This is a genomic window from Microbispora sp. GKU 823 (genome assembly GCF_002027145.1).
In the GTDB taxonomy this organism is placed as follows: Bacteria; Actinomycetota; Actinomycetes; order Streptosporangiales; family Streptosporangiaceae; genus Microbispora; species Microbispora siamensis.
Map to the genome: position 1 here is coordinate 31,972 of NZ_MWJN01000028.1, position 13,768 is coordinate 45,739.

Consider the following 13,768-nt stretch of genomic DNA (forward strand, 5'->3'; position numbering starts at 1 on the left):
GAAAATTCAGCCGTCCGGTTCACCGATGTTACCTTTCAGGGCGTCGCAGGTCACGGGCGAGTATGACGATCACGGCCGCCGCGACCGCGGTCATCGCCACCGCGAGCCCGCGCGGGTCGGTGGGCGTGGACGGGTCGCCGGGGGCGGACGCGCCGACCAGCCCGACCGCGAGGATCGCGCCGACGTAGCGGGCCGACTGGAACAGGCCGCCGACCACACCGGTCATACCGGCGGGCGCGCGCTCGTACATCAGTCTCTGCAGGCCGAGGTTGCACAGTCCGTACGGAACGCCGAGCACCACGCCGTCGAGCACGACGGCCCACACGGGCGTCGCCGCACCGAACGTCGTGATCGCGGCGACTCCCGCCAGCAGCAGCCCGCCGCCGGCCAGCAGGGTGAGCCCGACACCGAACCTGCGCATGACCGGCCCGCCGAGCACGGTCGCGACGACGCTCGTGGCCGCGATCGGCATGATCAGCAGCCCGGCGTGCGCCGCGTCGAACCCGAGCGCGGTCTGCAACCACGGCGGCAGCCCGTAGAACGCGCCGTAGTAGGCCAGGTTGAACAGCACGAACGTGCCGAGCACCGGCACCGGCCCGCCCGGCGCGGCGAGCGAGCGGACGTCCACGAACGGCTCGGCGGCACGCCGTTCCCACCACAGGAACCCGGTCCCGGCGACGACCACCGCGACCGCGCCCGGAACCGAGACCGCGGGGAGGGCGAGCATCACGGCCAGCAGGCCGACCATCGCCACCGCGAACAGGACGACGCCCACAGGGTCGATCGCGCGGACCAGGCCCCCGCGTGCGGGCCGCCGCTCCTCGGGGCCGATCGCGCGCCACGCCAGCACCAGCGCACCCAGCATGACGGGCAGGTTGACCCAGAAGATGGCCTGCCACCCGGCCCAGGAGGTCAGCAGCCCGCCGAGCACCGGGCCGACCGCCCCCGCGGTCGTGTTGACCGTCGCGACGGCGGACAGCCGCGCGACGTCGCCGTGGCGCCGGATGACGACCATCGCGCACGGGAACGCCGCCGACACGCCGGCGGCCTGCGCGCACCGGCACAGCACGAGCAGCGGCAGCGACGTGGCCGTGACCGCCGCCGCGGAGGCGAGCGCCGCCAGCGCCATCCCGGCCGCGAACAGCCTGCGTGGGCCGACGCGGTCCGCCACCCGGCCGAGCAACGGCTGGCAGACGCAGGCGGTCAGGTAGAAGACGGTGACGACCCACGTCGTGGTGGCCAGCGGCCGGCCGAGGTCGCGCTGGATGGGCGCGAGCGCCACCGCGACCATCGAGGAGTTGAGCGGCGCGAGCAGGGTGCCGCAGAGCAGCGCCGCGAGCGCCGTCCTCGTCCTGGGCGCCGCCGTACGGCGGTCGTCATGCCGCCGGGCCGCCGGCCCGCAGCAGCAGCTTGCCACGGACCCGGCCGTCGGCCAGCTCGCGCAGGGCGCGCGGCCCCTGGCCGAGCGGGAGCACGTCGTGGACGCGGTGGCGCAGCCGTCCGGCCGCCGCCCAGTCGAAGATCTGGCGAAGGTTCCGCTCGTGGACGGCGCGCTCGCGCCGTACGAACTCGCCCCAGAACACCCCGACCACGGAGGAGCCCTTGACCAGCGGGATGTTCAGCCCGACGCGCGGGATGCCGCCGGAGGCGAACCCGATCACGAGGTATCGGCCGCCCCACGCGACGGCGCGCACCGCCGCCTCCGCCACCGGACCGCCCACGGGATCGAACACCACGTCCGCGCCGGCTCCGCCGGTCAACTCCTTGATCCTGGCCTTCGCGTCCGCCGGGTCGCCGTAGGAGAAGGTCTCGTGCGCGCCGTACCGGCGGGCCGCTCCGCCCGCTCCGGCGTGGAGGCGCCCGCGATCACCCGGGCGCCGAGCAGGTTTCCCACGTCCACGGCGGCGGAGCCGACCCCGCCGGCGGCGCCGAGGACGGCGAGCGTCTCGCCCGCGCGCAGCCCGGCCCGCTGGACGAGCGCGTGATAGGCGGTCGAGTAGGCCACCAGGATCGCCGCGGCGTCCCGGTCGGTGACGTGGCCGGGCAGCACGGTGACCCGGTCCGCCCGGACCAGCACGGCGTCGCGGGCGCACCCGTACTCCTCGTTACCCGCCACGCGGTCGCCGGGCCGTACGGACGTGACCCCCTCGCCGACGGCCAGCACCGTCCCCGCGTACTCGCTGCCGGGGGAGAACGGCGGTTCCGGCCGCACCACGTGCGTGCCCGCGATGATCAGTGTGTCGTGGAAGTTGAGCCCCACGTGGCTGACCGCGACCACCACCTCGCCCGGTCCCGGGCGCGGTGTCGCCACGTCGGCCAGCTCCAGATCCTCGGGCCCGCCGAGCCGGGTGCAGACCAGCGCGCGTCCGCTCACTTCCCGCCTCCGGGCCCGAACACGACGCCGGCGGACAGGAAACCGTCCACCTCGTCCGCGGAGAACCCCGCCTCGCGCAGCACCTCCACGGTGTGCGCGCCGAGTTCGGGGGGCGCCGCGCGCAGACCGGGCAGCTCGCCGTCGTAGCGGACCGGGTGCCGAAGCACGGTCGCCCGCTCCTCGCCCACCGGGAACTCGGCGAGCAGCTCCTCCGCGGACACCTGGGGGTCGTCACGCACGTCGTCGTAGGTGGCGACCCGCTCGAACCAGAACCCGCGCGGCTCCAGCCGGGAGGCCGCCTCCGCGTAGGTCATCCCGGCGAGCACCCGGACCACCGCCGCGGTGTACTCCTCCCGCTTGGCCCGCCTGGCCCGCTGGTCGTAACCGGCCAGCGCGGGTGAGCCGAGCGCGTCGCCGAGATCGTCCTCCGACCCGTTCAGCGCGATCACCATCGACGCGTCCAGCAGCCGGTACACCCCGTAGGGGGCGTCGATCGACCAGCACGCCAGCTCGGCGGGGCGTCGGACGTCCGTCTCCGTCCTGCGGCCGGAGTAGTACAGCGCGAGCGATTCCGCCTGCAGGTCGAGCCCCGCGCCGAGCAGGCTCGACTCGACCCGGGTGCCCTCGCCGGTGGTCAGTTTGCGCGCGTAGGCGGCCAGCACGCCCATGGCGAGCAGCGCCGCGCCGTGCTGGTCCACGACGGGTGTGCCGGCCGCGGTAGGGCGGTCGCCGGTGACGTCCACCAGTCCGGTGCGCGCCTGCACGAGCAGGTCCACCCCCGGCCGCCCGGCCATCGGGCCGCGCGACCCCCAGCCGCTGGCCGAGGCGTAGATGATGTCGGGCTTGATCGTCCGCACCGCCTCGTATCCGAGGCCGAGCTTCTCCAGGGCGCCGCCCCGGTAGTTCTCCAGCAGCACGTCGGCACGCTCGATGAGCGGGCGCAGGACGGTGCGGGCGTCCGGATGCTTGAGGTCGACGACGATCGAGCGCTTGTTCCTGTTGACCGCCAGGAACGTCACACTGCGCCCGGCGGCTCGGATTCCTCCGCTGCCGATCCTGCGCTCCCACGACCCGCCGGGCGGCTCGACCTTGACGACGTCGGCGCCGAGGTCGGCCAGATACTGCGAGGCCGCGGGCCCCTGGACGAAGTGCGAGAAACTCAGGACCCTCATCGTGTCGATCATGTAACCTCCCGGCAGCGCGACCCCCCGCACGCCGACCGTAGGAACGCGGGGTTCCGGCACCCAACGTCGCGTTCCCGGTGGATGGAAACGCGCCACGCCGGGCGGGGCCACCGGTCCGGCACCATGGGCGCCATGGCGGAAGGGTTCTCCTCGACACGCGTCCGGCTCCCGGGACACGTGATCAATTGCGTGGTCGCGGGGCAGGGGCCCGCGGTGCTGCTCCTCCACGGGTGGCCGCAGACCGCCCACGCGTGGCGCGAGGTGGTGCCGCTGCTCGCCGGCCGCCACACCGTCGTGGCCCCCGATCTGCCGGGCTTCGGGGCGAGCTCGCGGCCGGCCGGCGGATACGACAAGCGCACGGTCGCGGGCATCCTCGCCCGGCTCATGGCCGCGCTCGGGCTGACCCGCTACCACCTCGTCGGCCACGACGTCGGCGGCCAGGTCGCCTACCCGCTCGCCGCGCTGCACCCGGAGGCGGTACGCAGCCTGACGTTCGTCGAGGCGGGCATCCCCGGCCTCGGCGACAGCCTCGCGGCGGCCAATCCGCTGACCGGCGGGTCCTGGCACTTCGGCTTCAACATGGTGCCCGACCTGCCGGAGTTCCTGCTCGCCGGCCGCGAGCGCGGCTATCTGGAGTTCATGTTCCGCCGCGACACGGTGGGCCTGTACGTCACCGACGCGATCGACGACGCGGCGATGGACGTCTACACCCGTGCCCTGGCCGCCCCCGGGGCGGTACGCGCCACGATGGGCTACTACCGGGCGCTGCCGGCCGACATCGCCGACAATCGCGAGCTGTGCGCCGCCGGGCCGCTGCGCGTGCCCGCGCTGGTCGTGGGCGCGCGGCACGGCGTCGGGCTCGGCTGGCTGGACACGGTCCAGGAGGCCGTGGCGGACGTGTCGGCGCGCTGGGTGGAGGAATGCGGACACTATGTGCCCGAGGAGCGTCCCGCCGAGCTGGCGCGGCTGCTGACGGAGGCGTGGCAGGAGGTCGAGGCGTATGACCGGCACGAGTGACGTGGTGCTGATCCACGGGGCCTGGCACGGGGCCGGGCACTTCGCGGCTCTCGCGAAGGAGCTGACCGCCATGGGCCATCGCGTCCTGGCGCTCGACCTGGCGGGCCACGGCACCCGGGCCCGCTTCCCGGCGAGCTACCTCACCAGGGACGTCGCCGCGCTGCGGGCAGAGGTGTCCCCCCCTTGCGGACCTGCCCCTGGACGACGTGGCGGAGGATGTCGTGGCCACGCTGCGCCGGTTCGCCGCCCCGCCGGTCGTGGCCGCGCACAGCATGGGCGGGGCGGTGGCCACCCGGGTCGCCGAGATCGCCCCCGAGCTGGTGGCCGGGCTGGTGTACGTCGCCGCGTTCGTCCCCACCCTGCTGGGTTCCTCGGGCGCCTACCTCGACCTGCCGGAGGCGAGGACCGCGCTCGGCGGGGGCCTGTACCTGGGCGATCCCAGCGCCCTCGGCGCCGTGCGCATCGACCCGCGCAGCACCGACCCCGCCTATCAGGACGAACTGCACGCGGCCTACTTCTCGGACCTCGACCGCCCGGGCTTTCTGGCCATGGCCGCCTCCCTCACTCCCGACCAGCCGATGTCGTTTCTCACCACCGCGACCGGCGCCACGGCCGGGCGCTGGGGGACCGTGCCCCGGACGTACATCCGCACCACCCTCGACCGCGCGCTGCCCGTCGCGCTCCAGGACGTCATGATCCGGCACGCCGACGAGCTGGCCCCCGCGACCGCGTTCGCCCAGGCGACCATCGAGGCGGGGCACGCCGTTTTCGCCGGCGCCCGGCCGAGGTGGCGGACGTCATCCACCACGCCCCCCGCCGGGGATGGCGGCGAGCAGCTCGCGGGTGAACGGCGCCTCGGGGGCGGCGAGCACGCCGGCGGTCGGGCCGGACTCGACGATCCTGCCGTCCCGCATCACCGCGAGCCGTCCCGCGGCGGCGGCCACCACGGCGAGGTCGTGCGAGATGAGCAGATAGGCCATCCCGTGCTTGTCCTGAAGGCGGCGCAGCAGCACGAGGATCTGGGCCTGCGTCACCGTGTCCAGGGCGGACACCGGCTCGTCGAGCACGATCACGTCGGGTGACGGCGCCAGCGCCCTGGCGATGGCGACGCGCTGGCGCTGCCCGCCGGACAGCGCCGAGGGCCGCCGCCGGGCGACCTCGGGGGGCAGGCCGACGTCCTCCAGCAGGCGCCGCACCCGTTCCCGGCGCTCGGCCCGGGTGCCCGCGCGCAGTGCCCGCAGCGGTTCCGCGACGATGCGGCCCACGCTCATCAGCGGGTCGAGTGACGCGTACGGGTTCTGCGCGACGAACTGCACCCGACCGGCCCTGACGGGTGCACCGTCCAGCAGCACGCTCCCGCTCGTCGGCTCGACGAGCCCGGTGACGACGCGGGCGATGGTCGACTTGCCCGATCCCGACGCGCCGACCAGCCCGAGCGTGCCCGCCCGGTCCAGCGTGAACGAGGCGCTCTCGACGGCGACTGTGCCGCCCGGATACACCTTCCGCAGGTCGCGGACCACGAGCAGCGGCTCTCCCGGGGCCGGTGCGGGCCCGGTGAGCGGCTGGGGGGCAGAGCGGAGCAGCAGCCGGGTGTAGGCGGCCTGCGGACTGCCGAGCACCTGTTCCGCCGGGCCTTCCTCCACGACGCGGCCCTCGGTCATGACAGCCACGCGGTCCGCACGGTCCGCGGCGACGCCGAGGTCGTGAGTGATCAGGAGGACGCTCGTGCCGTCCCTGGCCGCGACCTTCTGGACGAGGTCGAGCACGGTCTTCTGCACAGGGGTGTCGAGCGCGGAGGTCGGCTCGTCGGCGATCAGCAGCGCGGGTCGCCCGGCGAGCGCCATGCCCAGCAGCACGCGCTGCCGGAAACCGCCGGAGAGCTGGTGCGGATAGCGGCCGAGCACCGCCGCAGGGTCGGGGATGCCCACCCGGCCGAGCGCCTCTTCGAGTGCGTCCTCGCCCGGCCGGGGGGTGCCGGTCAGCCGCAGCGCCTCGGCGAGCTGGGCGCGCACGGTCATCAGCGGGTTGAGCGCGGTTCCCGGGTCCTGGGGCACGAACGCGATCCGCCGTCCGCGCAGCCGCCGCCACGCCCGCTCCCGCAGGCCGTCCACCCGCTCGCCGCCGAAGGCGACCACGCCCCCGGTCACCTTGGCCGTGTCCGGCAGCAGGCCGGCCAGCGCGTGCGCGAGCGTGGACTTGCCCGATCCCGACTCGCCGACCACCGCCACGATCTCCCCGGCCTCCACCGTCAGGTCGGCGCCGTCCACGGCCGGCCGGCCGCGCCCGGGCGGCCCGTAGCGGACGGTCAGGCCGCGTACGGCCAGCAGGGGTGTCATCGCGTCTCCGATCGCGTACGCAGGACGTGCCCGAGGTGGTTGACCGCGAGCGCCACCGCGGCGATGACGAGACCGGGCACGGTCGTCAGCCACCAGGCCGAGGCGAGAAAGGGACGTCCCGCGGCGACCAGCGAGCCCCATTCGGGCGCCGGAGGCGGGGCCCCGAAGCCGAGAAAGCTCACGGCGGCGACGGTGAGGACGGCGTTGCCCAGTTCGAGCGTCGCCAGCGCGGCGACCGGCCCCGCGGCGTTGGGCAGCACGTGGGTCAGCAGCACGGTGGCACGCCCGGTCCCGCACACCGCGGCGGCCTCGACGTACCCCGACCCGCGGACCCTGACGACCTCGGCGCGCATGACCCGGGAGAACACCGCTGCGGCCGACACGCCGACGGCGAGGGCCACCTCGCGCGTCCCCGGCCCGAGCACCGCCACGACCACCAGGATCAGCAGGAACGACGGCACGGCGAGCAACACCTCCACCGCGCGCATGACCAGGCCGTCCAACCGCCCCCGCGCGGTTCCGGCCACCAGCCCGATAACCGAGCCGGCGAGGACGGCGACGCCCACCGCGATGACGGCGGCCTGCAGCGAGGGGGCGGATCCGTGCACGACTCTGGCGAACACGTCCCTGCCCAGCTCGTCCGTGCCGAACGGATGCGTGGCACCCGGAGGCAGCAGCCGTTGCGTGAGATCGCCGCGCAGCGGGTCGGCGGGGGAGAACAACGCGGGCGCGAGCGCGGCGGCCGTGGCCGCCAGCAGCACGAGGGCCGACGGCACGACGCCGAGCCGCCTCACGAACGTCATGCGGCACGCTCCCGCAACCGGGGGTCCACCAGAGGGTGCGCCAGGTCCACCGCGAGCGTGAGCAGCGTGACGACCGCCGTGGTCACCACGACCAGGGCCTGCAGCATGGGCAGGTCCCGGGTCGTGACCGCCGACTCGACCAGCCGGCCGAGCCCGTTGCGCGCGAAGACGGTCTCCACCACGACCGACCCGGACACCAGCCAGCCGACCAGCAGCGCGGTCATCGTCAGCGCGGGCATGGCGGCGTTGCGCAGCGCGTGCGCCGTCACCGCCCGTGCCCGCGACGCGCCCTTGGCCCGCGCGGTGTCGACGTACGGCTGCCGCATCTCCACGGTCAGCCGTTCGAGGAGAACCTGCGCCACGAAGGCCGACGACGGCACCGCCAGAGTCACAGCCGGCAGCACCAGACCGGCGAGCCCGTCCTCGGCCCTCGCGGGAAACAGCGGCAGCCCGAACGAGAACGTTTGCAACAGCACCAGCCCGAGCCAGAACGTCGGGACGGACAGCGACAGGCCGGGCAGCGCGCCGAGCAGACGGCGCAGCCACACCCGCCGGGTGTGCGCGGCCCACCAGGCGATCAGGAAGCCGAGCGGGATCGCCAGCAGCAGCGCGCCGCCCGCCAGCGCGAGCGTGCGTGGCGCCGCCTCGGCGATCGTCGAGCCGACGCCCCGCCCGGTCTGAAATGACGTGCCGAAGTCGCCGTGCAGGGCACCGAGCAGCCCGTCGAGATAACGCTCGATCGCCGGGCGGTCCAGGCCGTACTCGGCGCGCAGCGCGGCCACCCGCGCCTCGTCCACGCCGTTCTCCGGGCCGATCATGATCCGCACGGGGTCGGCGGGAAGGAGGTAGAAGGCGGCGAAGGTGAGCGTGTAGGCCGCCAGCACCACGGCCGCCGCCTGCGCGAGCCGCCGCGCCACGAACCGGGTCATCTCAGCCCCGGATGTCCAGGAGGATCCGTTGCCCGCCGACCTCCTGGCCGGCGTAGAGCACCACGTTGCCCGGCCGGAGCCTGCCGAGCAGCGCGAGGGTCAGCGCGCGCTGACCCCCGGTCGGGATGACACCGCCGCCGGGCACCGCCACCTCCCCGTCCTGCCGGAGCACCGCGCAGCCCGGCCAGGCGGCCGCATCCCCCGGTTCCGTCGTGGCCTCCGCGGCGGCCGGGCGGGTGGCGTAGCGGTGGCCGCGCAGCGCGCGCCCGAGGTCGGTCGTCCATTCGTGGCCGTCGAAGCCCACCACCAGGCTGAGCGTGCGGGTGGCGCCGGGGCCGCCGGCGCGCCGGGCACCAGCCGGTCGGTCAGGCCGACCACCTCCACGTCACCGATCGCCCGCGCCGGGACGGACAGCGTGCTCGCGGTCTCCCCGTCCTCCTGCCCCTGGACGAAGTACGCCGTGTCCTCGGCGACCAGCGTCCCCTCGCGCAGGCCCAGGAGATACGCCGGGCCGAGCAGGTCGCCGTCGAGGGCGACCGGCGGCAGGACCACCGCGCCCCCGTGCTGGAACCCGTAGGCCCCCTCGGCGTACCCGCCCGTCACCGCCTCGGCGGCGAACCGGACGATCGCCGCGTGCGCGATCCGCCGGGTCATCACCTGGACGATGAACCAGTCGCGGGCGTCCCGGAGCCGGGTCAGGCCGTCGGCGTCGGCGAGCACCCGCACCCGCGACGGGTCGGTGAACGGGATGAGGGCGTCCCGCAGCAGCACGAGCTGCCACAGCCACTCGTTGTACAGGTTGCGCGCGGCGTGCAGGCCGGGCTCGCCGATGAGCCGTTCCACCACCGGGGGGATCCAGGCGTACCCCACGCAGTTGCTGTGGATGTCCAGCAAACCCGGCGCGCCCGTGCCGGGCGTGCTCCGCACCAGGTCCAGCACCACCTCGGAGACCGCGATGGCGTTGTCCCGCAGCTCGCCCCTGACGTCCTGGTCGGCGAGCCCGGCGTCCAGCCGCAGCGTGGCGTAGGGGCCGGACATGCTCAGGCATGCCTCCAGCCCGGCGATGAAGTCGGCCCTGGTGGCCTCCCCGCCGCCCGCGGCGGCGACCGCCGCTTCCAGCAGCGTGCCCGCGGCGGCGACGAAGGTCGCCGGGTCCACCGGGCGGCCTCCGGCGAAGTCGTTCCATGTCATGCCCGTACCTCCGCGTCCTGGAAGATCGGCCGCCCCGACGCGTCGAGGCGGACCCCTGTCACCCGCCCCGCGAGGCCGATCGACGAGGCCTGCTCGAAGAGCGGGATGCCGTGCCCGCCGGAGAGGATCGCCTCGGCGGCGGCGTCGACGGCGCGGGCGCGCTCGGCGGGATCGAGCACCGTGGCGATGCGGGCGATCGTGCTGTCCACCTCGTCCGGCCGGTGCGCCGCAGCGGGTTCGCGCTCTTCACCGGATACACGCTGGCGAGGACCGTGGGATCGCCTCTGGTCACCGCCCAGGCGACGAAGTCGTAGTCGCCCGAGCCCTGCCGCGCGCTGTTGGTGGCGTCGTCGAGCGGCGTCGGCCGCAGCTCGATCCCGGCCTCGGCGAGCTGCTGGGCCATGAGCTGATACAACGAGCCGTAGGGTTCGTTGGCCGAGTAGACCAGGTCGAAGGACAGCCGCTGCGACCCCTTGACGCGCACGCCGTCCGGGCCGCGCCGCCACCCGGCCGCGTCGAGCAGCCGGGCCGCCTCGTCGGGCGCGTACGCCAGGCCGGCCGAGCGGTCCTTGTAGCCGGGTGTGGTGGTGGCGAGCACGTCGGTCGCCGGGCGTTCGCCCGCCGCGAGCAGCGGCGCGAATCGCGACCGGTCGAGGGCGGCGCCGATGGCCCGCCGTACGGAGGGGTCGCGCAGCGCGGGTCGCGACTCGTTGGGCAGCAGCGTGTACACGATGCCGGGCCGGGTGGCGGACAGCAGCCGGGGACCTTGCTCGCCGAAGGACCGCTGGTCCTGCTGGAGCACCTGCAGGTCGGCGTCGAGCTGCCCGGACAGAAGGCTGCCGTGCCTGGCGCTCGGGTCGGTGACGATGGCGAAGGTCAGCGTGCGCACGCGCGGGACGCCTCGGTTGGCGGCCGGCGCGCCCGGCCAGGCGTAGCCGGTGCGGGCGGACAGCCGCACCTCCTCGTTGAGCGCGACCCGGTCCAGCACGTACGGCCCGGAGCCGGCGAGCCCGCCCGCGCAGCGCTGCTCGGGGGTCTTCCCCAGCGTGCCCGGGGAGAGCATGCCGAGCGTCACCATCGAGGTGGCCTGGAGAAACTGCGCGCTCGGCGCCTCGAACCGCACCTCGACGGTCTTGGCGTCGAGCGCTGAGGCCCCGGCGTACCCGGCGAGGTAGCCCGAGCCGAGCGGGGACCGCGCGCCGAGCTTGGCGATGTCGTCGAGGTTGGCGACGACCGCGGCGGCGTCCAGCGGTGCGCCGTCGCTGAACGTCACGCCGTCGCGCAGGGTGAAGGTGAACCGCTCGGCCTGCTTGTCGACCTTCCATGACGTCGCGAGCCACGGCACGATCTCTCCTGTGCGCGGGTCCTGGTCGGTCAGCGAGTCCACGAGCTGACGCGACACGTTGAGATTCTGGGTCTGCGGGGTCTGGTGCGGGTCGAGGCAGCTCACCGCCTGGGCCAGCCCCGCGGTGAGGGCACCCCCGGCGGGCCGCTCGGCGTTCGCGGTCGCGCAGGCCGCGGCCAGCACGGCGCAGCACGCGAGCACAGAGGTCAGTCGAAGCACGGGCCCCAGTCTGCGAACCGGCGTCCCGAAACCCCTAATTCCGGTTCCCATTGTATGGAAATCGCCTCGGGATTTTCGTTACCGGACCCGCAAACCGGTCGATCCGCCGACCGACCGGCTCGCCGGGCTCACGATCGACGACGCGTACGCGATCCAGCTCGGCCAGATCGACCGCCTGCTCGCGGACGGCGCGGTCGTCAAGGGCCACAAGGTCGGCCTGACGTCCGCGGCCATGCGGCGGCAGCTCGGGTGGACGCGCCCGACTACGGCCACCTCACCGACACGATGTTCCATCCGGAGGGCGCGCCGATCGACGTGTCGCGCTTCCTGCAGCCGAGGATCGAGCCCGAGATCGCCTTCGTGCTCTCCCGGCCGCTGCGCGGCCCCGGCGTGACCGCGGCCGACGCGGTGGCGGCCGTGGACTTCGTGCTGCCCGCGCTGGAGATCATCGACTCCCGGGTCAGGGACTGGCGGATCACATTGATCGACACGATCGCCGACAACGCGTCCTCCGGTGGCGTGGTGCTGGGCGGCACCCCGGCCCGGCTGTCCGGCCTGGACATCCGGCTGGCCGGATGCGTGCTGCGGCGCAACGGCGAGATCGCCGGCACCGGAGCGGGTGCGGCGGTGCTCGGCTCGCCGCTGAACGCGCTCGTCTGGCTGGCCAACACGCTCGGCGAACGCGGTGTGACGCTGGAGGCGGGGCACACGATCCTGCCGGGCTCGGTCACCGCCGCGGTGCCGGTGGCCGCCGGCGACATCGTCCAGGCGACTTTCGCCGGTTTGGGGTCGGTGACCGCGGCGTTCGGGGAGGATCGATGAGGGTCACCGCGGCGATCGTCGGGCCGGGCAACATCGGACCGACCTGCTGGTCAAGCTGCTGCGCAGCGACGTGATCGACGTGCGGTACATGGTCGGCGTGGACCCGGCCTCCGCCGGCCTGGCGCGGGCCCGCGCGCTCGGCGTCGAGGCGAGCGCCGAGGGAGTGGACTGGCTGCTGTCCCGGCCGGAGCCGCCGCGGATCGTGTTCGAGGCGACCTCGGCGCGGGCCCACCTGGCCAACGCGCCGCGTTATGCCGAGGCGGGATCCAGGCGGTCGATCTGACTCCGGCGGCCGCCGGGCCGTTCGTCTGCCCACCCGTGAATCTGCCCGAGCACCTCGACGCACCCAACGTCAACATGATCACCTGTGGCGGGCAGGCCACGATCCCGATCATGCGCGCGGTGGCGGACGTGACGCCGGTGCCGTACGCGGAGATCGTCGCCTCGATCGCCTCCCGCTCGGCGGGGCCGGGCACCCGGGCGAACATCGACGAGTTCACCGAGACCACCGCCCGCGCCATCGAGGAGGTGGGCGGTGCGGAACGGGGCAAGGCGATCATGGCTCCTCGTTCAACTACGGCTTCTCCGCCGTGGACGACGTCGAGCTGGTGCGGGTGGTCGGGGAGGCGGCCCGTGACGCGCGGATCGCGGTGCTGCTGCCCGGCCTCGGCACGGTCGCCGACCTGCGTCGTGCTCACGACGCGGGCGCGACCGTGGCGCGGATCGCCACCCACTGCACCGAGGCCGACATCTCGGTGCAGCACTTCGGCGCGGCCCGCGACCTCGGCATGGAAACCGTCGGCTTCCTGATGCTCGCGCACATGACCACCCCCGAGGCGCTGGCCCGCCAGGCGCGGATCATGGCGGACGCGGGCTGCCAGTGCGTGTACGTGATCGACTCCGCGGGCGCGCTGCTGCCCGACGACACGCGGGCACGGGTGGCCGCGCTCGTCGCCGAGCTCGGCCGGGACGCGCAGGTCGGGCTGCACGGGCACCAGAACCTGTGCCTCGGCGTCGCCAACTCACTGGTCGCCTATCAGGAGGGCGCCCGGCAGATCGACGGCACGCTGTGCGCGCTCGGCGCGGGCGCGGGCAACTCGCCGACCGAGGTGCTGGCCGCGGTGTTCGAGAAGATGGGAGTGCGGACCGGCCTCGACGTGCCCGCGCTGCTCGACGCGGCGGCGGAGGTGGCGCTGCCGTTCATCCCACGGCTGCCGTGGGCCGAGCGCACCGCGATCGTCCAGGGCTACGCCGGGTCTACTCGTCGTTCCTCCGGCACGCCGAGCGCGCCGAGGAGCGGTACGGCGTGCGGCCCACGAGATCCTCCGCGAGGTCGGGGCGGCCGGCTACGTGGGCGGCCAGGAGGACATGATCATCGACATCGCCGTCCGCATGTCGTCCGCCGCAGACGCCGGAAGCGGTGGCTTTCGTCTCGAACGGTGGTCCGGCCGCGGACCCGGGCCGGGGTGGACAAGGGGCGTTCAGACCACGGCGGAGCCGCCGAGCCGGGCCAGGGCCTGACGTCCTTCAGCCGCCCGGTGATCCGCA

Annotated in this window: 12 protein-coding genes and 4 pseudogenes; 6 read left to right on the plus strand and 10 right to left on the minus strand. The window is 74.5% G+C overall.

The annotated features are described in order from the left end of the window. Nucleotides 1-28 precede the first annotated feature (28 nt). From B1L11_RS16955 to B1L11_RS16965, 4 genes and pseudogenes are all read right to left on the minus strand, one after another. Nucleotides 29-1,417, minus strand: coding sequence for an MFS transporter (locus B1L11_RS16955; protein ID WP_079315379.1), 1,389 nt, complete (start codon nucleotides 1,415-1,417; stop codon nucleotides 29-31). Continuing rightward, nucleotides 1,377-2,093 carry a zinc-binding dehydrogenase gene (locus B1L11_RS51040; RefSeq protein ID WP_256862622.1) on the minus strand — a complete coding sequence of 239 codons (717 nt, stop codon included), beginning with the start codon at nucleotides 2,091-2,093 and terminating at the stop codon, nucleotides 1,377-1,379. The genes B1L11_RS16955 and B1L11_RS51040 overlap by 41 nt, the downstream gene beginning before the upstream one ends. A gap of 20 nt (nucleotides 2,094-2,113) precedes the next feature. Further along, nucleotides 2,114-2,374 (minus strand): annotated as a pseudogene (locus B1L11_RS51045) (alcohol dehydrogenase catalytic domain-containing protein); the annotation flags it as partial. Continuing rightward, nucleotides 2,371-3,546 (minus strand): CaiB/BaiF CoA-transferase family protein, encoded by a 1,176-nt coding sequence (locus tag B1L11_RS16965; protein ID WP_218671173.1) that lies wholly within the window; start codon nucleotides 3,544-3,546, stop codon nucleotides 2,371-2,373. The pseudogene B1L11_RS51045 and the gene B1L11_RS16965, both read right to left, overlap by 4 nt. A 144-nt stretch (nucleotides 3,547-3,690) precedes the next feature. Here B1L11_RS16965 and B1L11_RS16970 point away from each other — a divergent pair, with 144 nt between their 5' ends. Both B1L11_RS16970 and B1L11_RS51050 read left to right on the plus strand, forming a co-directional pair. After that, nucleotides 3,691-4,575: an alpha/beta fold hydrolase gene (locus B1L11_RS16970; RefSeq protein WP_179155194.1), complete on the plus strand. Its 885-nt coding sequence runs from the start codon at nucleotides 3,691-3,693 to the stop codon at nucleotides 4,573-4,575. Nucleotides 4,576-4,652: 77 nt separating this feature from the next. Then, nucleotides 4,653-5,336: pseudogene (locus B1L11_RS51050) on the plus strand (alpha/beta fold hydrolase); the annotation flags it as partial. A gap of 36 nt (nucleotides 5,337-5,372) precedes the next feature. Here the strand turns inward: B1L11_RS51050 and B1L11_RS16980 are convergent. Genes B1L11_RS16980 through B1L11_RS17000 form a run of 6 tightly spaced genes read right to left on the minus strand, consistent with a single transcriptional unit; the run spans nucleotide 5,373 to nucleotide 11,398 of the window. Then, entirely contained in the window at nucleotides 5,373-6,911 is a 1,539-nt protein-coding gene (locus tag B1L11_RS16980) for an ABC transporter ATP-binding protein (protein WP_143737326.1), read from the minus strand. Further along, complete coding sequence (locus B1L11_RS16985; RefSeq protein WP_079315383.1) at nucleotides 6,908-7,714, minus strand: ABC transporter permease; 807 nt, start codon at nucleotides 7,712-7,714, stop codon at nucleotides 6,908-6,910. The genes B1L11_RS16980 and B1L11_RS16985 overlap by 4 nt, the downstream gene beginning before the upstream one ends. Continuing rightward, on the minus strand, nucleotides 7,711-8,643 hold the full coding sequence (locus tag B1L11_RS16990) for an ABC transporter permease (RefSeq protein ID WP_079315384.1): 933 nt from the start codon (nucleotides 8,641-8,643) through the stop codon (nucleotides 7,711-7,713). Before B1L11_RS16990 ends, B1L11_RS16985 begins: the two co-directional genes overlap by 4 nt. 1 nt (nucleotide 8,644) lies before the next feature. Continuing rightward, nucleotides 8,645-8,788, minus strand: a complete 144-nt coding sequence (locus B1L11_RS46890) for a hypothetical protein (protein WP_179155195.1) — start codon at nucleotides 8,786-8,788, stop codon at nucleotides 8,645-8,647. Next, nucleotides 8,743-9,834 (minus strand): hypothetical protein, encoded by a 1,092-nt coding sequence (locus tag B1L11_RS16995; protein WP_079315385.1) that lies wholly within the window; start codon nucleotides 9,832-9,834, stop codon nucleotides 8,743-8,745. The genes B1L11_RS46890 and B1L11_RS16995 overlap by 46 nt, the downstream gene beginning before the upstream one ends. 58 nt (nucleotides 9,835-9,892) lie before the next feature. Next, nucleotides 9,893-11,398 (minus strand): ABC transporter substrate-binding protein, encoded by a 1,506-nt coding sequence (locus B1L11_RS17000; protein WP_256862623.1) that lies wholly within the window; start codon nucleotides 11,396-11,398, stop codon nucleotides 9,893-9,895. 249 nt (nucleotides 11,399-11,647) lie between these two features. Here B1L11_RS17000 and B1L11_RS17005 point away from each other — a divergent pair, with 249 nt between their 5' ends. The 4 genes and pseudogenes from B1L11_RS17005 to B1L11_RS54895 all read left to right on the plus strand — a co-directional run bounded on the left by B1L11_RS17005 (nucleotide 11,648) and on the right by B1L11_RS54895 (nucleotide 13,741). Continuing rightward, on the plus strand, nucleotides 11,648-12,220 hold the full coding sequence (locus B1L11_RS17005) for a 2-keto-4-pentenoate hydratase (RefSeq protein WP_256862624.1): 573 nt from the start codon (nucleotides 11,648-11,650) through the stop codon (nucleotides 12,218-12,220). Next, nucleotides 12,217-12,811 (plus strand): annotated as a pseudogene (locus B1L11_RS51055) (acetaldehyde dehydrogenase (acetylating)); the annotation flags it as partial. The gene B1L11_RS17005 and the pseudogene B1L11_RS51055, both read left to right, overlap by 4 nt. Continuing rightward, a pseudogene (locus B1L11_RS51060) lies at nucleotides 12,811-13,416 on the plus strand (4-hydroxy-2-oxovalerate aldolase); the annotation flags it as partial. The pseudogenes B1L11_RS51055 and B1L11_RS51060, both read left to right, overlap by 1 nt. 154 nt (nucleotides 13,417-13,570) lie before the next feature. Continuing rightward, complete coding sequence (locus B1L11_RS54895; RefSeq protein ID WP_372974685.1) at nucleotides 13,571-13,741, plus strand: hypothetical protein; 171 nt, start codon at nucleotides 13,571-13,573, stop codon at nucleotides 13,739-13,741. Nucleotides 13,742-13,768 lie beyond the last annotated feature (27 nt).